General features: G+C 59.5%; 17 protein-coding genes. 5 read left to right on the forward strand and 12 right to left on the reverse strand.

Annotated features, from left to right (window positions below; genetic code table 11):
- Positions 1 to 149: 149 nt before the first annotated feature.
- The 9 genes from DIE22_RS29655 to DIE22_RS29695 form a co-directional block, all read right to left on the reverse strand.
- A complete protein-coding gene (locus DIE22_RS29655) occupies positions 150 to 806 on the reverse strand; it encodes an aspartate/glutamate racemase family protein (protein WP_124606646.1) in 657 nt (218 codons plus the stop codon).
- Between the two features lie 277 nt (positions 807 to 1,083).
- A complete protein-coding gene (locus DIE22_RS29660) occupies positions 1,084 to 1,473 on the reverse strand; it encodes a hypothetical protein (protein WP_124606647.1) in 390 nt (129 codons plus the stop codon).
- The gene (locus DIE22_RS29665; RefSeq protein WP_124606648.1) at positions 1,470 to 1,703 is read right to left on the reverse strand and encodes a type II toxin-antitoxin system Phd/YefM family antitoxin; all 234 of its coding nucleotides are present in this window, start codon (positions 1,701 to 1,703) and stop codon (positions 1,470 to 1,472) included. Before DIE22_RS29665 ends, DIE22_RS29660 begins: the two co-directional genes overlap by 4 nt.
- Before the next feature lie 178 nt (positions 1,704 to 1,881).
- Complete coding sequence (locus DIE22_RS29670; protein ID WP_124606649.1) at positions 1,882 to 2,850, reverse strand: sugar ABC transporter substrate-binding protein; 969 nt, start codon at positions 2,848 to 2,850, stop codon at positions 1,882 to 1,884.
- A gap of 289 nt (positions 2,851 to 3,139) precedes the next feature.
- Positions 3,140 to 4,465 carry an MFS transporter gene (locus tag DIE22_RS29675; RefSeq protein ID WP_124606650.1) on the reverse strand — a complete coding sequence of 442 codons (1,326 nt, stop codon included), beginning with the start codon at positions 4,463 to 4,465 and terminating at the stop codon, positions 3,140 to 3,142.
- A gap of 62 nt (positions 4,466 to 4,527) precedes the next feature.
- Positions 4,528 to 5,784 (reverse strand): ABC transporter permease, encoded by a 1,257-nt coding sequence (locus DIE22_RS29680; RefSeq protein WP_260426794.1) that lies wholly within the window; start codon positions 5,782 to 5,784, stop codon positions 4,528 to 4,530.
- On the reverse strand, positions 5,784 to 7,334 hold the full coding sequence (locus DIE22_RS29685) for a sugar ABC transporter ATP-binding protein (RefSeq protein WP_124606651.1): 1,551 nt from the start codon (positions 7,332 to 7,334) through the stop codon (positions 5,784 to 5,786). The genes DIE22_RS29680 and DIE22_RS29685 overlap by 1 nt, the downstream gene beginning before the upstream one ends.
- Before the next feature lie 40 nt (positions 7,335 to 7,374).
- Entirely contained in the window at positions 7,375 to 8,343 is a 969-nt protein-coding gene (locus tag DIE22_RS29690) for a sugar ABC transporter substrate-binding protein (RefSeq protein ID WP_124606652.1), read from the reverse strand.
- Positions 8,344 to 8,428: 85 nt separating this feature from the next.
- Positions 8,429 to 9,907: an NAD-dependent succinate-semialdehyde dehydrogenase gene (locus DIE22_RS29695; protein ID WP_124606653.1), complete on the reverse strand. Its 1,479-nt coding sequence runs from the start codon at positions 9,905 to 9,907 to the stop codon at positions 8,429 to 8,431.
- A gap of 726 nt (positions 9,908 to 10,633) precedes the next feature.
- On the opposite strand from DIE22_RS29695, the gene DIE22_RS29700 reads away from it, so the two are divergent.
- The 4 genes from DIE22_RS29700 to DIE22_RS29715 all read left to right on the forward strand — a co-directional run bounded on the left by DIE22_RS29700 (position 10,634) and on the right by DIE22_RS29715 (position 14,807).
- The gene (locus DIE22_RS29700; protein ID WP_124606654.1) at positions 10,634 to 10,924 is read left to right on the forward strand and encodes a putative quinol monooxygenase; all 291 of its coding nucleotides are present in this window, start codon (positions 10,634 to 10,636) and stop codon (positions 10,922 to 10,924) included.
- A gap of 239 nt (positions 10,925 to 11,163) precedes the next feature.
- Complete coding sequence (locus DIE22_RS29705; protein ID WP_124606655.1) at positions 11,164 to 12,030, forward strand: SMP-30/gluconolactonase/LRE family protein; 867 nt, start codon at positions 11,164 to 11,166, stop codon at positions 12,028 to 12,030.
- 196 nt (positions 12,031 to 12,226) lie between these two features.
- Complete coding sequence (locus DIE22_RS29710; protein ID WP_124606656.1) at positions 12,227 to 13,003, forward strand: SDR family oxidoreductase; 777 nt, start codon at positions 12,227 to 12,229, stop codon at positions 13,001 to 13,003.
- 412 nt (positions 13,004 to 13,415) lie between these two features.
- On the forward strand, positions 13,416 to 14,807 hold the full coding sequence (locus DIE22_RS29715; RefSeq protein ID WP_124606657.1) for a DHA2 family efflux MFS transporter permease subunit: 1,392 nt from the start codon (positions 13,416 to 13,418) through the stop codon (positions 14,805 to 14,807).
- Positions 14,808 to 14,947: 140 nt separating this feature from the next.
- On the opposite strand, the gene DIE22_RS29720 is transcribed toward DIE22_RS29715, so the two are convergent.
- On the reverse strand, positions 14,948 to 16,132 hold the full coding sequence (locus DIE22_RS29720) for a porin (protein WP_124606658.1): 1,185 nt from the start codon (positions 16,130 to 16,132) through the stop codon (positions 14,948 to 14,950).
- Positions 16,133 to 16,766: 634 nt separating this feature from the next.
- Complete coding sequence (locus DIE22_RS29725) at positions 16,767 to 17,030, reverse strand: DUF4148 domain-containing protein (protein WP_124606659.1); 264 nt, start codon at positions 17,028 to 17,030, stop codon at positions 16,767 to 16,769.
- Positions 17,031 to 17,397: 367 nt separating this feature from the next.
- On the opposite strand from DIE22_RS29725, the gene DIE22_RS29730 reads away from it, so the two are divergent.
- The gene (locus DIE22_RS29730) at positions 17,398 to 18,291 is read left to right on the forward strand and encodes a LysR family transcriptional regulator (protein WP_124606660.1); all 894 of its coding nucleotides are present in this window, start codon (positions 17,398 to 17,400) and stop codon (positions 18,289 to 18,291) included.
- A gap of 170 nt (positions 18,292 to 18,461) precedes the next feature.
- Here the strand turns inward: DIE22_RS29730 and DIE22_RS29735 are convergent, their stop codons facing one another.
- Entirely contained in the window at positions 18,462 to 19,826 is a 1,365-nt protein-coding gene (locus tag DIE22_RS29735) for a c-type cytochrome (RefSeq protein WP_124606661.1), read from the reverse strand.
- Between the last annotated feature and the right edge of the window lie 27 nt (positions 19,827 to 19,853).

Genomic DNA, 19,853 nt, shown 5'->3' on the forward strand with positions numbered 1-19,853 from the left:
TGCCGTTGGCCCGCGAGGATCCACCTCCTGCTTCTGCTCTCACGTTCACGGGTGGGACGCGTTCATTTCAATTCTCCCAAATGCTCGAATACAACATTGCTACAACTTGTTCGTCACGCGCCTGTCAGCATCTGACGACGCGCTGCAACTCAGGCAGCCGCGAGCGCGCGCTTCACGGCCTCGACGCCGCTGCGCGGGCTCGAAAGCACCGGCACCGGCAGCGTCCCGAGCTGCGGGATCAGACGTGCCATCGACACTTGCGCAAGAACCACCACGTCGACCTGCTCCGCGAGCGTCGAAATTGCCTGCTTGACGATTTCGTCGTGTTGCGCAGCATCGCCGCGAAGCAACGCATCGAATGCGCCTTCCGCGATGCGCTCCGTGACTTCGATCGTGCGACCGTGCTCCGCGGCCTTTTTCCGGATCAGTCGCACTGTCGGATCGAGTGTGGTCGGCACCGTTGCCACGACGCCGACGCGCGGCCCCGTCGCACTCGCTTGTTCGGCCATCGCCTCGTCGATCTTCACGATCGGGGTTCGAACCAGGTTCTGCACCGAATCGACCGCTTCGCCAACCGACGAACATGCATTCAGGATGATGTCCACCCCCATCGCTTGCGCATTCGACATGTACGTATAGATCCGGCTCGTAACATCGGAGGTCAGGTGCCCGGCCGCGCGAACGTCGTTCAGCAGGCTGTCGTCCATGATGTTGATGACGCGGGCGTTGGGAATAAGATCACCGATCTGCTCCTTGATCGGCTGGACCGTAACCGGCCCGGTGTGAATCACTGCAATCGTGGTCATGATGTTGGCTGACAGAAGTACTGATATTCGAATAGGCTCATCGAGCCCCTTTTCACCGCGATATCGCTCGAGTTCCGTGGTCGGGATCGCACGTGAGTCTCAGCGGTGTCGCTGTGGTCTCGGTTGATATAAATTATCCCGAGCTTGTTGCTGCGTCCATTTGGATTTTCTGGCCGCTGACGCAAGGAAAACTAACCTCACAGCCTCGGTCGTTAAGTTCTCGCCTGCGTCGCAAACCGATAGGGGTAAGCTCGCGTCGCCGCACCTCCGACCGACATCACCATATCGTTTCGACATATGCGAGTTCCCGCATTCGTGTATCGGGCGTCACTAGCACGCCAGCGAGCGTTGTCGCCGTCGCAGCGATCAGTCGCTGGTGCGACGAGAGCATTGTCGACAGTGCGGCGGCGCGTACTGCAATGATCGTATCCACAGCCACGAGACGTACTCCGTCGATCGACGCCAGTTCGGACAACCAGCTTCGCGTGCTTACCGACAGCTCCAGTCGACCGTCGTGAACGTATTGCCCGATATCCAGCACGCTGATCACTGAAACCGCAATTTCCCGCGCCCGAAGCGACCGATCGATAACTTCTCGGGTTCCCGCACACAAGTCGCCTCGACCGCTCAACCACGAAATGAGGGCCGGCGTATCGAGTACGATCATCGCAATCTCGCTGGCGGCGCGACGGGAATTGCCATCGTTTCGGGCTCGAACTTCACAATGGCTGCCGACAGCATCGCGAGCGGATCGCTCTGCGCTTTCGTGTAGCGACGGATCTCAATCGTCGGCTTTCCATGATCCGTGACGATCACACTCTCACCGAGGTTTTCCACCTGGCGAAAGAGCTCGCACGCCTTGGCCTTGAACGTTGCCTTCGATACTTTTCGCACCACGTTTCGCTCCGGTTCGGTTGATCGAACGTCGATCGATGGCCCCTGCCATCTCTCGACGGCCGAAGCCGGCACGTCACGGGGAATGCGTGCCGCTCCATAGTTTCTTGATTTCGGCCACCCGCTTACCAAGTGCCATTTACTCGCCCTGCCACGTCAGGCGGCCTCACCCTCTCGCCGATTACCACTGCGGCGGGCAACTGGCGAGATTCGCCTTCGTGATCGGCGGGGTCGCGACCTCGACGAATCGAGCCTTGGCGGTATTCGTCTTGGTGACCGCTGCATACAGCGCATCGAAGCCCGCGCTCCCGATGTTTCCTGGTGACGCACATACCGTCCCGTCGACCGCTCCCGATTTGATCGCATCGAGGCCGAGATGCGACCCGCCCCAACCAAGCAGCTTGGCTGACGATCCGGCCGCGCGCACCGCCTTCGCGCAACCGATAACCATGTCGTCGGCTTCGTTGTAGAAAAGATCAATGTCCGGGTGCGCCGTCAGGATGTTCTGGCACACTGCCTGACCGCGCTCAGGCGTCCAGTCAGTCGGTTGGGATGCAACGATCTGATATCGCGCACCAGACTTGTCCAAGCCGGCCTTGAAACCCTTGCTGAGCTGCCAGACTTGAGGCGCGCCAGGCATGCCTTCGACGATCGCGATTTTCGCAACTCGATTCTTCGGGAGCATCGCGGCCGCCATCTGCCCGCCGATCTCGCCGGCGTGCACCTGATCATTCGCTACGAGCGCCGCCAGTTTCGGGTAGACGTCCTTGGTCGCTCGTTTATGCGGATCGCCGATATCCACGGCTACGGCGACGATCGGGATATGGTTTTCACTGACGCGATCCACCCATCCCTGCGCCACGACGCTATCGAGCGGCAACAGCGCAATTCCATCGACGCCCTGTGCGATCAGATCGTCAATATTGTTGGCCTGCCTCGCTACGTCCGTTTTCGAGTCCAGCACGATGGTATTCACGCCAGCCTTCTTGCCAGCCTCCTGAAATGCCTTCGCGACCGATACCTCGAACGGATGATTCAACCCGGCGGCAACAAGCGCCAATGTGACTGTTTTCGCCGCGACCGCGGCAGAAGCACAAGCCAACGTGCCGGCCAATCCAGCCACGCCGAGAAGTTTCGACAATGCTCGCACGAGCGTCTCCTATTTAGTTGATTTCTGTGATGCGTCCAACGGGGCGGCTCCGGCACCCCGGGATGACCAATTGCCATCTTGAACGAGCGGCGAAGTGTGGTTCTTTCGTATCGGGTCGCCGCTGTCCTTGTTTTCGCTCCAAGAACGTCCCAATTCGGACAGTTCAGCCGCTAGATTATGTTCAGTTATCCATATCGTCGAGTCGCGTTTACTGTGCTTGACGGTAAGTTTTATCGACCGTTGATGGGATTCGTTTCGCGGCTTGCAGCGATGCGGAACGGACCCGCGATCACCGAGATTCCCGCACCGCCTGGTCACCCGTGATATCGGAAGATTGCGCCACCGACGTCCTCAGACGAACACCTCTCGTCTCAGGAACGAACTGCACGGTGACCAGACACACTACCGCAACGATCGCCACATAGATTGCCGGCGCGAGTGGTGAACTGAAGGTCTGGACAAGCAAGGCGCTGACGAACGGCGTCGTACCGCCGAATATCGCAACACTCAACTGATACGAAATGGCATGCCCAGTCGCCCGGAACGACGTCGGGAAAAACTCCGGTGCTGCTACGAAACATGCACCACCATACAAGCCGACACCGATAACGAGGAGGAGTTGCCCACTCAGAGCAGTCAGGAACGTGCCCGACGCTGCCAGCTGGACCGCAGGATACGCAAACAGCGCAATCCACGCCGCTCCGATCGTGAGAACACGCTTGCGCCCGTATCGGTCACTGAGTATGCCGCCGACGGGAATGACGAGTGAGAGGACGATGATTGCCATCCCGTTCGTGAGTAGCGCTGCCATCGAATCAAGCTTTGCGACGCGAACGAGAAAGGTGTACATGAACCCGAGCAGCAGGTACGACCCCACCGTCTGGATCGGTTGAATCAGCGCAACATTCAACATGCCGCGCAGCCCGCCCGACCGCAGCGCCGATGCAAGCGGATTCCGGCCGCCGCCGCGATGCGTGGCCTGCTTGAATTCCTCAGGTTCATCGAGGTTTCGGCGCAACCAGAAGCCGACGATACCAATCAATCCACCCGCCAGGAACGGCACTCGCCATACCCAACTCGTATACGCGTCGGAGCCTGCGGCAAACTGCAGCCCGATCATCAGTCCGGCGACCACCGCGTTCGGCAGATGCGAAAAAATCAGCGTAATACCGACCCATCTGCCGCGGCTGTCGTCCGGCGCCGACTCGAGGATGAAACTCGTGCTGCCCGTGGTTTCGCCGCCTAACGCCAGGCCTTGGGCAATCCGGCATACGACCAGCAAAATCGGCGCGGCGAGCCCGATTTCCGCATAGGTCGGCAGCAATCCGATGACCGCCGTGCCGAGCGCCATCAACCAGACCGTCGTGGCCATGACTCGGACTCGGCCCAGACGGTCGGCCATGAAGCCGAACAGCAGCCCCCCGAGCGGTCGCGCGAAAAATGCGACCGCATAGACGGCGAACGTGCTCAGCAGCGCGGCCGTCCGATCGCTTCCGGGAAAGAAATGCGTCGAAAGAATCGGTACCGAGAACCCGAAAACGGCAAAATCATAAATCTCGCCGAAGTTTCCGATGGAGCCAGCAGCAAGCGTACGGGCCTTGTTTGTTTTGGCCATTTGTCCCCCCTCTTTGCGTCATGCTTCGGAGAGCCGCCGCGAGCAGCGGCTCTCGTCGTGTTTCAGCGGCCCTTTCCGCGGCGGCGAGTCCCGCCGACCGTGTAGATCGCGGCAGCCGTCACCACGACGGTTCCCTCGATCACTCCCTGGTAGTTCGCGCCGAGATTCAGGATGTTGAAACCGTTGGTAAGCGTGAAGAGGAGCAATGCACCCGCCAGCGTCTTGACCACCGAACCCGCCCCGCCGAAAAGCGACGTCCCGCCAAGGATCGCGGAAGCAATGACGGTCAACTCGGCACCCTGCATCGCCGTCGGGTTGACCGCACCGAGCCGGCTGCCGAACAGTACGCCGCCGAAACCCGCAGCGGCGCTGCAGAGCACGAAACCGGCCATCTTGTAGCGTCGGACGTTGATCCCGGACAGCCGTGCCGCTTCGGGATTACCACCCACCGCGTAGACACGTCGGCCGACATTCGTCATCGTCAGCACGAACCAGACTACCGCGGTAAAGCACGCCATATAGATCACGGGCTTGGGCATCGCGAACGACACGCCGCCAGCCCATACGAGAGCCAACGCACATACACCGCCAACGATCATGCCGACAGACGCGACGGGCAGGCTGCGCGTTTCGCGCCGCGCGCGCAGCGCGGACCAGACGCCACCGGCGATGAGCAAAGCACCGATGATCGCGAGCGGAATCGCGATCGCGATGCGCCCCGATTCAAACGCACGCATCGATTGCAGCACGTCTGGAGATTCGACGGACAGCGATCGGCCATCGGTGTAAATCTGCACGACGCCGCGGATCGCCGTGAGCGTTCCCAGCGTCACGATGAACGCGTTGATGCCCAGATACTGCACGATTGCGCCGTTCAGGAGACCGGCCACGATCGATACGATCATTGCGACGCCAGCTGCCGGCCAGAAGCCGATCATGTCGGCAAGGCCGACAAGGACGGCAGCAGATAACGCGGCGACCGATGCGACGGACAGATCGAAATTCCCGGTAATCAGGATCACGGTCATCGCGACGGCCATGATGCCGACCAGCGAAGACTGGTACAGCACGTTCGACACGTTGGCGATACTCAGATAGTTCGGCCGGCCCGTATACACAGTCACAGCCGAAATGACGAGCACCAGCAGGATCAGCGCGTAATAGACGCCCATCTCCCGCAGACTGAGCAATCTGCGCCAATCGGTTCCGGTCTGTTCCGTGCTTGCGGAGACACCCGCCGGGGGGCCGCCGGCGGGACCGTTGCCGGCACCACCGCTCGTCGAAGCAGAATGGTGTGTGGAAGTGATCATGTTCATCATTACTCGCTCTGTGAAGAATGGGCGCTGCTTTGCTGCAAACCACCGGAAGCGGCGCTCTGCCCGCCGGCCAGCAGGATCAATTCATGTTCGGAGGTCTCTTGCCCACGCCGCTCGGCAACGACTCGACCGTCGCGCATGACCAGAATGCGTCCGCTGACTGCGAGGATTTCCTCGAATTCGGACGAAACGATGATGACGGCCTTGCCGGCGGCCGCCAGCTCACGCACCAGCAACAGAATGTCGGTCTTCGCACCGATATCGATGCCGGCTGTCGGTTCATCGAGCAGAAACACCTTGACGTCGCTGAACAGCCACTTGCCGATCGTCACCTTCTGCGCATTGCCACCACTCAGCTCGGTCACGAGGATGTCCGGCGAATCCGCCTTGATCTGCAACCGCCGAATGGCGTCTGCACCGCGCTTGCGCTCGCGCTCGCGCTGGGGCAGCCATCGGAGCCATGACACACCATCGAGTGCCGGCAGCGTCGTATTGCGCCAGATCTCGAAGCCGGGAACCAGGCCCTGATCCATCCGATCCTCGGGAACGAGACCGAGACCCGCCTTGACCGCCGCGATCGGCGAGCGCCGCATTACGCGCCCTTCCACCTTGACGACACCCGTTGCATCCGGATCGGCGCCGAAGATTGCATGCAACAGCTCGCTTCGCCCGGACCCGAGCAGGCCGGCAATGCCTATCACCTCGCCCGCGCGAAGTTGCAGCGAAATCGGTTCGAGCTTGCCCGGAGAAGCGAGGTTCTGTACGTCGAGAAGCACCGGCGCGTCTGGACGGATCGGTTGCGGTGCAGCATGCTCGAGCGCGGCGATTTGACGCCCAACGATCGCCTCCGCAATACGCGATTCGTCGAGGTCGCTCGTCTGCGCATGCACGACCGCCTGCCCATCCCGCAGTATCGTGACGCAATCGGTCAGCGCCACGACTTCGTCGAGAAAGTGCGACACGAAGAGGATCGCCTTGTTCTCGACGCGCGACAGATGACGAACGATCCGATACACGACTTCCCGCTCGCTGGTCGCAAGCGACGCCGTCGGCTCGTCCATCACGATGAGCTCTGCGCCCGTACCAAGCGCCTGCAATATCGCCACCATCTGGCGCTGGCCGATTGACAGATCGCTGACCAATCGGTCCGGAGCGAGCCAGTACCCGATTCGCTGACACAGCTCCATGAAGCGCTTGCGGTACGCCGGATCCCGCCGCCAGGGTCCGTCCACGCCGAGAAACACGTTCTCGAGCACCGACAGCGTCGAAACGAGGGGAATGTGCTGATGAATCGTCGCAATTCCGAGGTTGCTCGCCTCCTTCGGGCTGTTGTACTCGACGTTTCCGCCCCTCCAGATGATCCGCCCGCCTGACGCCGAGAATGAGCCGGACAGGATCTTGATCAACGTGGATTTTCCCGCACCGTTCGCGCCAAGAAGCCCGTGGACCTTTCCTCGTTCGATGTCCAGATTCACGCCGCGCAGCGCGACGAGACCATTTGGATACGTCTTCGTAATTCCCTGAAGACGCAGAAGCGGGACGCTATTCGTCATGTTGCTGTCTCCTTGCCATGTCGCCGGGTCGCTCACGTGCTCACCACTCCGGAACGCACGCCGACAACGACGTCTTGGTCACCTGAGGCGTGTCGACATCGACGAACTTACCCTTCGGCGCGCCGGGGTTGGTGATCGCCGCGTACAGGGTCTTGAATGCAAGCCGGCCCATCTTGCCCGGCTGAATGCACACGGTACCGTCGACGTCACCAGTCTTGACCGCATTGATGCCGAGCTTGGAACCGCCACGGCTGACCAGCTTCGCGTGCGATCCGGCCGCTCGAACAGCACGGGCGCAACCAATCACCATATCGTCTGCCTGGTTATAGAAAAGATCGACATCGGGATGAGCCGTGAGAATGTTCTGGCAGACGGATTCGCCCTGCTCCGGCGTCCAGTCGGTCGGCTGAGACGCCACGATCTGATACTTGATGCCGGCTTTTTCGAGACCGTCCTTGAATCCCTTGGTTGCCTGCCACACGGTCGGATATCCCGGCGCGCCCTCCACGATGGCGATCTTCGCGACACGGTCCTTCGGTAGCAGACGAGCGGCGATCTGCGCTGCGTCAGCGCCGGCTCGAACTTCGTCGCTTGCGACGAGCCCGGCCAGTTTCGGATAGACGTCCTTGATCGAATGCTTCTGCGGATCGCCAATCTGAGTAGCAACAGCCACGACCGGAATATTGCGCGCAGCCGCGCGGTCAACCCAGCTCTGCGCGACGACTGCGTCGATCGGCAGCACTGCAATACCGTCGACTTTTTGTGCGATGAGATCGTCGACCGCATTACCCTGCCGCTCGACGCTCGTCTTCGCGTCGAGAACGACCGTCTTGACGCCGGCCTCCTTTGCGGCGGCTTCGAAGCCTCTGGCAGCAGCGACATTGAATGGGTACTGCATCCCTGCGGCGACATAGCCGACGGTCAACTCCTTGGCACCGGCCAACTGCGCGGACAGTGCGAGCACACCCGCCATCCCGGCCAGGCCGAGCTTCTTCCATTGCGATTTCATCGCTGTCTCCTGTTCCATCATTTTTATCGAACGTCGGCGCTCTTGTTATCGGCCCGGCAGCCGACATGCCGAACCGGGCTTGAAATCAGACTCGCACGGTCTTCTGCAGGACTGTCTTCGTCACGACGAACGCGTCGAGCGTCGACGGTCCGCCTTCTCGACCAATTCCGCTTTCCTTGACACCGCCGAACGGCGTGTCGGCATCGGGGGTCCCGAAATGATTGATCGATAGCACGCCGCATTCGAGCTCCCGACCGATACGCTCCGCGTCGTGCAAGGAATTCGTGAATGCGTAGGCCGCGAGCCCGACGGAAAGACTGTTCGCTACCGTCAGGGCCTCATCGAGATCGGATACCGGCACGCATGCGCCGAGCGGTCCGAACGGCTCCGTCGTCATCGCGTCCGCGTCGAGCGGCACATCGGCCAATACCGTGGGTTCGAAAAAGTAACCGCGATCGCCGATCCGGTTGCCGCCTGCGGCGACGCGCGCGCCGCGCCGTCGGGCATCCGCGACGAGGGATTCCATCGCGGCGAGGCGACGGGCGCTCGCAACCGGCCCCATCTGCGCGTCCTGGCGGAACCCGTCGCCCACGCGGACGTCTTTCACCCCATCGGCAAATGCCGAGACGAATGCTTGATACACGCTGCGATGCACAATGAAGCGCGACGGCGACGCACAGATCTGGCCGCTCGCATTGGTCTTGCCTTGTGCGGCGAGTCGGCCGACCGCCGCTCCGTCGACGCCTTCGCAAACGAGCACCGGCGCGTGGCCGCCAAGCTCCATCAGAACCGGCTTCATGGCCGCCGCGGCCAGCTGCGTAAGGTGCTTGCCAACCGGTACCGAACCCGTGAATGTCACCAGCCTGGTGATGGGTGACGCGATCAAAGTCGACGAAATTTCGGCCGGATTGCCGAAAACGAGGTTCAGCACCCCAGCGGGCAGTCCCGCATCCTCGAATGCCTGCACGACCTGACACGCAGCTCCCGGGGTTTCCTCGGCAGCTTTCAAAACGACCGAGCAGCCTGCTGCCAGCGCTGCACTGACCTTCCGTGCCGCGGAGCTGATCGGCACGTTCCACGGGGTAAAGGCCGCCACGGGTCCGATCGGCTGCCGCAGCACGAACTTCTGCATTTGCGGCTCGCCTGGCACGATGAGCCCATAATCCCGCAGCGACTGCGCGGCATTCCAGTCGAAGAAGTTCAGCGAACGATCGGCCTCGGCGTACGCATGCGCGTAGAGCTTGCCGTTTTCGAGGGTGATCGTCGAAGCGATCTCCTCCAACCGCTCCCTCATTAGTGCAGTTGCCTTCCTGATCACCGCAACACGCTGCTGGGGAGCGGTTTCGCGCCACGTCCGGAATCCGCGCGCCGCTGCGGCAAGAGCGCGCTCGAGGTCACCTGCAGTGGCCTTGGGGACACTTGCCAGGACTTCTTCCGTACTTGGGTTTCTCACCTCAACGGCAGTCTCGCGATCGTAGATCCACTCGCCATCGATAAAAAGTCCGATTCGTGGGTACGCATATCGTCGCGTGCTTTCCGCAGTCGGGGAGCTCAACTTGACCATCTCTCTATTCCTTAGTTATCGAAAGCAAATTCAACGCAGATCATTACATGAGACCGTCAAGGTCCGACACGCAGTTGTCAGGTCCATGCAAATAGTTCATTGACGCCGAACGTCCTATCGGTAGGCGAATCCGAGCACCGGAAGCAGGACATAAGCTTCGCCAGTTCCGCTCCGGTCGGCCGCACACCGCTCAATTGTGGGTCCATGAACCAATTCCAGTTCACGCGAATGCGGAAGTAAAGACCGTAGCCGCTGCAGTGGAGAGATTCGACGCGCCGGACGTCGTCGGTTCAGACAGGCATGACAGATGCCGGTCCCCACGAATCCCAAGGCATCGACTGGTTGCCGCGCCGATGCTACTAGCATAAATTTCCACACTGGTTGCCTACTTGCGTCAAAAAGCTGTCTCCGTTGAAGCCAAGGTTATTGCCGCGAGAGACGTTAGGTCTAGTCGATTTTTCTGGCGTTGACGGTAAGTAACTCTGAATTCGGGACGGGGCGGCAAAGCGCATCGCGCAAAGCCTGATGCAGACGGCATCGGCCAACAACGACGCGGTCTGCCGCGTTGTCGTCTTCCCCAAAAATCAGGGAAAAACCTGATCCGAATCTCGCAACCAAATCGTCGCGAATCAGATCGCCTCCTTGGTCCTCAGGTCGGGACTCCTTTTTCTCGGACGCTGTAACGGCTATGCTGCGCACTCACTTTTTCGATCTAGGAGAATCAGCATGTCTGAAGTTTCCGCAGTAGCTATATCGTGGGCGAAACCGGGATACGAAGCTCAACTGGCAGAGGCTCTGGAAGGGCTGCTCGAGCCGACACACAAGGAAGCCGGCATGTTGCAGTACGAGATGCATCGCGACATGCGCGAACCACGCTGCTTCGTTTTCATCGAGCGTTGGGAAGATGAGAAGACGTTCGATGCTCACTGCAATTCCTCGCACGTTACGGCCTACCTGGAAAAGGTCGCTGACTGGGTCGAGAAAAATACGATCCATGTCCTTCGGAAGGTACGGTAACGAAACTGCTGCGGTCAGTTGAATTTCCAGCGGGTGTCGCGAAACGGGACACTCGCGGAGCCGCGCTCATCGGGCGTACCTATCATCGGGATGAGACATCCCGAAAGACGCCCCTCGTTCAGCGAAACTTACCGCGCATGCCAGAAAAATCGACTAGACCTACCTAGAGCAGCGAAATAACCTTCATCTAAGGCCATCGGAAAGTTCGATGGCCGACATGTCGCGACACGAGCACATTCATGAAAGAACATCGGGCCCGTCTGCTGGCCGACAACTTCGTTTTCCTGGAGGCTCCACGCTGGCGTAATGGCCGCCTGTGGGTTTCCGACGTATTCGATCTGAAGCTGTATACCGTCGACGAGAATGGTGGTCGAACATTCGTTTGCGATGTCGCCGGCCGCCCCGCCGGGATCGGATTCCTCGCAGATGATACGGCTGTAGTCGTGTCGTGCGCGGAAAAGAAGTTGATGAAGGTGTGCGGAAACGACGTATCGATTTACGCAGACCTTTCCGCGCTCGCCACCGGAGACCTCAACGATCTCGTCGTAGACGACGACGGACGCATCTACGTCGGAAATTTCGGCTACGACTTGTTCGGTGGCGCACCCCGAGCTCTCACGGACCTGCATCTCGTCGAACCGGACGGGTCGATACGAGTCGCCGCGTCTGAACTCGAATTTCCGAATGGTGCAGTTATCAAGGACGACGGGCGAACACTGGTCGTCGCCGAAACATGGCGCGGACACCTCACCGCCTATGACAGGGACCCGCTGGGCAATCTGTCGAATCGGCGCCTCTACGCCGATCTCGGCGAGCGACAACCGGATGGCATCTGTGCAGACGCGGATGGCGCCATCTGGGCAGGGTGCTACAACACCGGGGAATTCGTACGCGTACTCGAAGGGGGCGCCATCACGGATCGCGTGCAGTTTGACGGACATGCCGTCTCGTGTGTGCTGGGCGGTAACGATGGCACGACTCTTTACTGCTGCGTATACCTTGGAACCGACGAAGAGCTTCAGGCACGAATTCCACGCAGCGCGATCTTCACAGTTGAAGTGACATCGCCTGGTCCCGCCTCCCAGGCGGGCCGGACTGGCATGTGACCTGCCGGCCGTTCCCTGGGACACGACATATAACGCGCAGCCAAAGCCGCGCACGGATTGCGAATCCTTGCCCCTAGAGAAGGCCGGCAGCCGGTCGGGACATCGACCGCCAAGTTCGCGCGAATCCTGAAATGCTCGAGGACTCGCGCGTTGACCATATCAAAACGAGCAAATGGAACGGAGATAGGACCGCAATATGACGATTCATCGGAAATGGAACTACGAAGGTAAGGTCGCCTTTGTAACGGGTGGTGCAAACGGTATCGGTCGCGTCACGGCACTGGCGTTTGCGCGAGAAGGTGCCAATGTCGTTGTCGCAGATCTTTCGCAAGAGGGCGCAGCGGAAACGGTACGGGAGATCGAAACCCTTGGAGTACGTGCGATCGCAGTGAAGTGCGATGTCTCGAGATCGGAAGACGTAAAGGTAGCCCTCGACAAGACGATCGAGACGTTCGGCCGCCTCGACTTCGCCTTCAACAACGCAGGCATCGAACAACCTTTGTCGTATACAGCCGACGTATCCGACGAACTGTTCGAACGGACCGTTCGCGTGAATCTCGGCGGCGTGTTTTATTGCATGAAGCACCAAATCCCGCTGATGCTCAAGAACGGTGGCGGTGCAATCGTGAACACGTCGTCCGGTGCCGGCGTCGTGGGCATTCGCGGCCAGGGCGCATATTGCGCGGCGAAACATGGTGTGATCGGCCTCACCAAGTCAGCGGCCCTGGAGTATGCGAAGGACGGCGTGCGTATCAACGCCGTCTGTCCAGGCATCATCGACACACCGATGATCGGCCGATTCACGCAAGGCACCGAGGAAGGTCGTCAGCGAATGATCGCGCAGGAACCCGTTGGCCGACTGGGCAAACCTGAAGAGATCGCCGAAACCGTTCTCTGGCTCTGCTCCGACGTTGCCGGGTTTGCGATCGGTCATGCTGTCGTAGTAGACGGTGGCCAAACAGCAGGACTCTAATCTCGGCCGCAAACCGGGACGTGGGGCGCACTTGTCACTGCGCCCCACATCGACTCTCCGCATACGAATGGTCGCTGGGCCGGCAACGAATTGGACTACGTCCGGGGCCGAGCGCACCACGATAGACATCATTGCCCTGACTACATCGAAGCGTCGATTCTGGACGCTTCAACATCACTGTCGTTCATGCTTGCGCTCATCTCGACTCCACGCGCATCTCGCCTGAGATGGGACTAGAGATAAGAACAAGAAACCAAATCGCTCTGTAGCGCCACACCGCATCTCGCTCCGACGGAGCGGTACTTTTTCCATCCAGCCGGTTTTCTTGCGCTGCTAGTGGATGCCTCACGCAGGTCAACGAAATGGACAGATTCGAGATCGAACCATACGGTGGCGACATGCAAACTCAACCATGAATCAAAACTCCGCGCAAGCACCTCTACTGTGGATCGTGGCAACGGGCTTTTTCATGCAAACGCTCGATACTACTATCGTCAATACCGCACTCCCGTCTATCGCGTCCAGCTTCAACGCGTCGCCTCTCGCAATGCGCTCGATCGTTGTCGCCTACACGCTCACAATGGCGCTCCTCACGCCAGCTTCCGGCTGGCTAGCAGACCGCTTTGGCACCCGTCACGTCTACTTCGCTGCAATCCTTGTCTTCGTCATCGGATCGATTTTTTGTTCGAGCGCACAGACGTTGGATCAGTTGGTAACCGCTCGCGTACTTCAGGGGATCGGAGGGGCGATGCTGTTGCCAATCGGGCGCCTTGCGATACTGAGAAGCATGCCAGGAGAGCAGTATGTGTCTGCGCTCGCGCTTGTTTCGATTGCCGGGCAAGCTGGACCCATTGTCGGTCCGACTCTCGGAGGATTGTTTTCGGAGATGATCTCGTGGCACTGGATCTTCTTGATCAACGTACCCATCGGGATTTTCGGCCTTCTCGCCGTTCGTCGCTATCTGCCGCGCGATACGGCGCGGGCAGCCCCACCGTTCGATTTTGCAGGTTGCGCCCTACTCTCGCTCGCGATGATTGCCTTCTCACTCGCGACAGATGCCCCATTCGACGTCCACCATATGCCACGGTCGGCGGCACTGTTCCTGCTCGGACTTGTCGCGTCACTCGCCTACATTCCGTATGCGCGGCTCCGGTCCAGCCCACTCTTCAGGTTAGCCCTCTTTCGCGAACAGAATTTCAGCGTTGGCCTGGTCGGGAACCTCGTGTGCCGCATCGGATCGAGTGCTGTGCCGTTCCTGCTGCCACTCATGATGCAGTTGCAAATTGGATTCACACCACTGCAATCGGGTTTGATGCTACTTCCTGCTGCACTCGCCGGGGCCACCGCAAAGCGCTGGATACCACCACTCGTCAAACGTTACGGGTACAGCACCTTTCTGCTGGGCAATACATTGATGGTCGGCACATTCATCATGGCGCTTTCGCTGTTTTCGATTAACACGCCGCTTGCCGTCGAGATCCTCCTGTTGGCTGCGTTCGGTGCGACCAACTCGATGCAGTTTGCGGCAATGAATAGCGTCACGCTGAAGGACTTGTCTCGCTCGGATGCGGCAACCGGCAATAGTCTCTTCTCGATGGTTCAGATGCTTGCGATTGGACTGGGGGTCTCGATTGGTGGCGCGCTCGTCCACATTTTTTCCTGGCAATGGAAATCGGTCTCCGTCGGATTCAGACTCGGATTCATCTGCGTCGGTCTTATTACGCTTCTATCTGCGCTGGTATTTAGAAGACTCGATAACACCCGTACAGTGCTGGCGCAGACTCCTCAACAAGCTAGCTCCTGATCAGGTCAGGCGCGAGCCGCACGGGACACCATCAAAAAAAGGCGGCACGACGCAGGGTATGGCGTTCGTGCCGCATAAAGTTTGCGCTTGGAGATACACTAGAGCGACAATGAAGCTGCTCCGAAAGAGTGAATCTAAAATCAGAACAGGGTCATGATGCCAGCGACAACGCCGAACTGACTGTGACCGTAGTTCGGTGAAATGTTTCCAGCTGCCCCACCCTGGTTCTGGTTCGGGCCGTACGGATCGGCGAAGCCATTTCCCAACCCCAGGTTTGACGTCGAGCTGTTGTGGAGATACGCGAGCTCCGTATAGAAGAAAGTACGCTTCGACAGGCTGTAAGTGCCCCCGAGCGTATACATGGTCGCGTTGCCATTCCCGTTGTTTGCGTTCGCGTGGTAAACCGCGCCGGTGACCGCGGCAAACGGGTTCACGGTATAGGTCACCCCGACCCACTCATGGTCAACCGCCGTCGGTACACCTCTCGCTCCCGATGGCAACGTGCCACTCGAGACACCGTAGCTGCCCAGAGATGCATCCGGTGCACTCAGATGTTGGTAGCCAAGATACGCTTTCAACGGCCCCCATGTAAAATTTCCGCCTGCCATGACGGATCGCGAACTGACGTAGACGTTGCTGAACTTTCCGTTCGGATCGCGCGTTTCGTCGTAGATTGCGAGCACCTCGAAGTTGCTGCCGTTGTACATCGCCTTGATGCCATCGGCACGCCCCTGAGCACCGCCAAGCTGGTTCGGCCCTGAACCGGAAATTCCGCTGCTTGATGGCGCCGAGTTCCATCCGTTCGCATTGTTCGTCAGATCGTACTGCCCTTTTACCGTGAATCCATCGATACTGGGCGACGTGTACTCCAGCCCGTTGCCCGCCTGCGTCCAATTGCGACCACGTACCAGGGTCGACAGCGCAAACTGTTGAAAGACTTGCGGATCGGCGTCGTAGCTGTCCTGCATGATCTCGCCCGTACCAATGTTGCCCATCTTGAACGTGCCATAACGATCATGGGTGACACCGATGTATGCATGGCGGCCGAACAAACTTCCGTTGTTGATGCCGCCATTCAACGTGTTAATACCGCTCTCGAGTTTGAAGAGGGCCTTGGTTCCTCCACCAAGATCCTCGGTCCCTTCGATCCCCCACCACGATTCCCCAAACCCTGCAGTCTCAAGGCCGATCAAACGCCCATCGGCTCGCCCGCTCCAGTACGTCATGCCGTTGTCGATCCGACCGTAGAGCGTGACGCTGCTCTGTGCGTATGCCCCAGAGGCAATCGCGAGCAACGAAAGACCAATCCATCCCTTCGCTTTCATATGACTTCCTTGAATTGACGTCCCCACCATCACGAAACAGGGGTCTACGATGGACCCCTTCGTCGATCCACTTCGCAGCGGATTGAGTGGGACTATATTTTCAAGGACGTCTATTCCGCATCTATCGAAATCGATAATCCTGATGTGCTTGATGGTAATATTTTTCCGGAGGATCTTCCGATATCTGGCCAGTTCGACTGACCATATTCTTCCGAATTCCTTATTTCACTTTGAAACAGGAGACCGACGGTGATACCGTCGCGCATTCACTAACTTGTTCGACTCGTAAAGATGCGTCGTCACCGACGCGCCCGGTATCGAGACATGTTGCACGACTGCAACGGAACAGCGAGCGAGTCGGCAGACGCCTGGATGGGCCGGTCCGCCAAGGCGAGAAATCATTCGGACCAGCTTCAAGGATTGGAGTGCGTCGATCGGCAGCACGGCAACGTGCCGAGGCGATCACGGGAATCAAATTCGCCGGGCACTAGCGTGACCGCCGTGATGTCGGTAGGCGTAACGTCGCGTCGCGAACGCATATCGACCAGTGATGGTGTGCCCGCCGAGTCTGGCGTGCCGGGGCGATCAGCGCCGCCCCGATCGTTGCGAGCATTATGGAAGTGCTGCGGAAATATCAATTGCACTTCGGCGATGCGCCGGTGTCCGCGAATTGCGCATGTGTCTGCTGCGCAAGCGATACTTTCGTTGTCGCTGATTGAACATCATTGACCCAGGTACGCGGATTCGCACGTGCCGGATTGAAGCCGGCCGCCTCGTATTGAATCATTTCATTGCGAACTTGTTCGCGGGTCAGGCCTTGCGAAGTCGACTGGGCAGATGCAATCGCAGGAATGAGGACAGCAGACGCGGCGGCGACAAGAGCGATACGGTTTTTCATGACATTGATTCCAGAAAGACGAATATAGGACTGCCGTATACCTGCGCTGCACCGACGACCGTTCGTCGCCGTATTCGATGACTCACCCGCTGGCGGCAAGCTCGTCATGCAAAGCGCATTCGGCAGAAAAATCAACGTCTCCAGCTCAATGTACCCTCTGGTGCCGTGCTTGGTCTGGTCGCTCTCAGCCCGCACGGTGGGCCGACAGCCTTATATCGACCATGAGTTTACGTTTTCCTGGTAGCGCGATTAAGTAGCTATGTTCGCTAGGACCTATTAATTTTTCTCATGAATAGCTGCAAGTACAGCCTGCGCGCAAAAGCTCATTGGTGTTAGGATTCTGGCACTTTCGACTCGGGAATCGCCGATGAATCGGGAAAACCTCAACGACCTACAAGTGTTTCTGGCCGTGGCACGCGAGAGGAGCTTCACGCGCGCTGCGGCACGACTCGGCGTCTCACAGTCAGCGCTGAGCCATACGATCCGCGATCTCGAGTCACGCCTCGGTATTCGCCTCCTCACTCGCACGACACGCAGTGTCTCGACGACCGATGCCGGCGAAGAATTGCTCCAGACGGTCGCGCCATGTATCGAAGAGATCGAGGCGAAGCTGGCATCGCTTTCGGACTTCCGAGACAAACCCGCAGGCGTCGTCCGCATTACTGCAACCGATCATCCGATCGATACAGTCGTTTGGCCGAAATTGAGGAAGCTACTACCAAAGTATCCCGAGATTCGAGTCGAGATCTCGGTCGACTACAGTCTCGCGAACATCGTTGAGGAACGGTACGACATCGGCATCAGGTTTGGGGACCAGGTAGCGAAGGATATGATCGCGGTCAGGATCAGTCCGGACATTCCGATGGTGATCGTCGGGGCACCCTCCTATCTCAGAGGGCGAGCGCTTCCAGAAACGCCAGAGGATCTCCTTCAGCACGACTGCATTACACTGCGGCTCACCACCATGAAAGGCGTGTATGCATGGGAGCTGAAAAAAGGAAAACGCGAAATTCAAGTCCGTGTCGGTGGCCAACTGACCTTCAATACACAGCCGCAAATGCTGCAGGCCGCTCTGGACGGATTCGGGTTGGCGTTCCTGCCGAAAGACGCGGCGCAGCCGTATCTTCGAAGCGGCGGTCTCCAATGCGTGCTCGAAGACTGGTGCCCGACATTTCCGGGCTACCACGCTTACTATCCGAGCCGCCGCCAGGCATCGCGCGCATTTTCGGTCGTGATCGACGCGCTGAAACATCGTGCTTGATGTCTGGTCGATGAAATTGGTCGCTGAAACTTGCAACTCGACCGGTCAAAGTCATCAGCCAGAGGAACTATCCCGCGAGTCGACCGCGCTACGCGCGGTGCACACTCGCTCGCCACGCTGATCGCCAGAACCGCCTCGTTTGTTGCCACCGAGTGACGGGGCGATCCGCCTCAACGCATCTGTAGAACGATCACATTACTACTGGCCGGATTCGTCCGCTCGCGAAGGTGTTTCACCTCATCGGCCGTCACCGGCCCGCCACGGTTACCCCACGAGCTCCGGACGAAAGTCAGTACGTCTGCGATCTCCTGGTCCGACAGCTGCTTGCGAAACGGCGGCATGCGATAGGTGTCCGGTACGCCAGCCGCGACGACACGACCGGAGCCGTTCAGCGCCGCGTTGATGGACGACACGTTCGTGTTGGCCATCGATGATGCGGCACCTGCCAAGGGCGGGATCCATTGTCCTTGTCCGCGTCCGTCGATACCGTGGCACGCGCTGCATTTCGCCATGAACGTCTGTGCACCTGGTACCTTCAGCCGTTGATCGAGCGCGAGATGCCCGTTGGACGCGGCATCGTATTGCCACGGGGCGCCGTCGCGCGCCGGATTGCCGGGTAGCGTCTTCAGATAGTGCGCGACCGCCCGCAAATCGTCGTCCGTCATGTACTGCGTCGAGTTGTTGAACACGTCGGCCATCGAACCGAACACGACGGCGTGCGGGTTCCGCCCCGCCCTCAGGAAACGAAAGACGTCGTCTTCGCTCCAGCGGCCGAGCCCCGTGTTCGCGTCGCCACGCAAACTCGGCGCATACCAGCCATCCAGTTCGGCGCCGGCCAGATAGAGTGCACTGCGCTCGTCGAGTGCCTTCTCGTTCATTGCCACGCCGCGCGGTGTGTGACAGCTGCCGCAGTGGCCGAGTCCCTGAACGAGGTAGGCACCCCGGTTCCATTGCACGTCGGCCGACACTTTCGCCTGATAGGCGCCCGGCTCGGTGAATACGGCGTTCCAAAGCGCGAGCGGCCACCGCATGTTCAGCGGCCAGGGAATATCGCTGCGCTTGTTTTCCTTCCGAACCGGTTGCACACCGTGCGTGAAGTATGCGTACAGTGCGCGCACGTCGTCGTCGGCGAGCTTCGAGTAAGACGGGTACGGCATCGCCGGATAGAGCCGACGACCGTCGCGTGCGATGCCGTCGCGCAGTGCACGGTCGAAATCGGCGAGCGTATAGCTGCCGATGCCGGTTGCGCTATCGGGCGTAATGTTCGTCGCGAAGATTGATCCCATCGGCGTGGCCATCTCGAGGCCGCCGGCAAACGGTGCGCCGCTCGGGGTACTGTGACACGCGACACAGTCACCAAGCCGCGCGACGTATTCGCCATGCCGGATCAGTTCGGCCGACGGCACACCCGTATCGGCAGCGCCGTCGAACGGCGACGCCGGCGTACGGGTCGAGAACCAGGCGATCCCGACCGCCACGACAACGCAGGTGGGCAGCAGGATGGCGAGGATCTTCTTGAAGCGGTTTTTCGTCATTGTCTGGCGTGGCTTTCCGGGCAAGAT

The sequence above is a fragment of the Burkholderia sp. Bp9142 genome (assembly GCF_003853415.1).
In the GTDB taxonomy this organism is placed as follows: Bacteria; Pseudomonadota; Gammaproteobacteria; order Burkholderiales; family Burkholderiaceae; genus Burkholderia.

Excerpts from the sequence above, each read along its gene's own strand:
- DIE22_RS29735 (WP_124606661.1), bottom strand. The coding sequence starts at position 19,826 with ATGACGAAAAACCGCTTCAAGAAGATCCTCGCCATCCTGCTGCCCACC.
- DIE22_RS29685 (WP_124606651.1), bottom strand. The coding sequence starts at position 7,334 with ATGACGAATAGCGTCCCGCTTCTGCGTCTTCAGGGAATTACGAAGACG.
- DIE22_RS29720 (WP_124606658.1), bottom strand. The coding sequence starts at position 16,132 with ATGAAAGCGAAGGGATGGATTGGTCTTTCGTTGCTCGCGATTGCCTCT.
- DIE22_RS29695 (WP_124606653.1), bottom strand. The coding sequence starts at position 9,907 with ATGGTCAAGTTGAGCTCCCCGACTGCGGAAAGCACGCGACGATATGCG.
- DIE22_RS29725 (WP_124606659.1), bottom strand. The coding sequence starts at position 17,030 with ATGAAAAACCGTATCGCTCTTGTCGCCGCCGCGTCTGCTGTCCTCATT.
- DIE22_RS29710 (WP_124606656.1), top strand. The coding sequence starts at position 12,227 with ATGACGATTCATCGGAAATGGAACTACGAAGGTAAGGTCGCCTTTGTA.
- DIE22_RS29715 (WP_124606657.1), top strand. The coding sequence starts at position 13,416 with ATGAATCAAAACTCCGCGCAAGCACCTCTACTGTGGATCGTGGCAACG.
- DIE22_RS29700 (WP_124606654.1), top strand. The coding sequence starts at position 10,634 with ATGTCTGAAGTTTCCGCAGTAGCTATATCGTGGGCGAAACCGGGATAC.
- DIE22_RS29680 (WP_260426794.1), bottom strand. The coding sequence starts at position 5,784 with ATGATGAACATGATCACTTCCACACACCATTCTGCTTCGACGAGCGGT.
- DIE22_RS29705 (WP_124606655.1), top strand. The coding sequence starts at position 11,164 with ATGAAAGAACATCGGGCCCGTCTGCTGGCCGACAACTTCGTTTTCCTG.
- DIE22_RS29675 (WP_124606650.1), bottom strand. The coding sequence starts at position 4,465 with ATGGCCAAAACAAACAAGGCCCGTACGCTTGCTGCTGGCTCCATCGGA.
- DIE22_RS29655 (WP_124606646.1), bottom strand. The coding sequence starts at position 806 with ATGACCACGATTGCAGTGATTCACACCGGGCCGGTTACGGTCCAGCCG.
- DIE22_RS29730 (WP_124606660.1), top strand. The coding sequence starts at position 17,398 with ATGAATCGGGAAAACCTCAACGACCTACAAGTGTTTCTGGCCGTGGCA.
- DIE22_RS29690 (WP_124606652.1), bottom strand. The coding sequence starts at position 8,343 with ATGAAATCGCAATGGAAGAAGCTCGGCCTGGCCGGGATGGCGGGTGTG.
- DIE22_RS29660 (WP_124606647.1), bottom strand. The coding sequence starts at position 1,473 with ATGATCGTACTCGATACGCCGGCCCTCATTTCGTGGTTGAGCGGTCGA.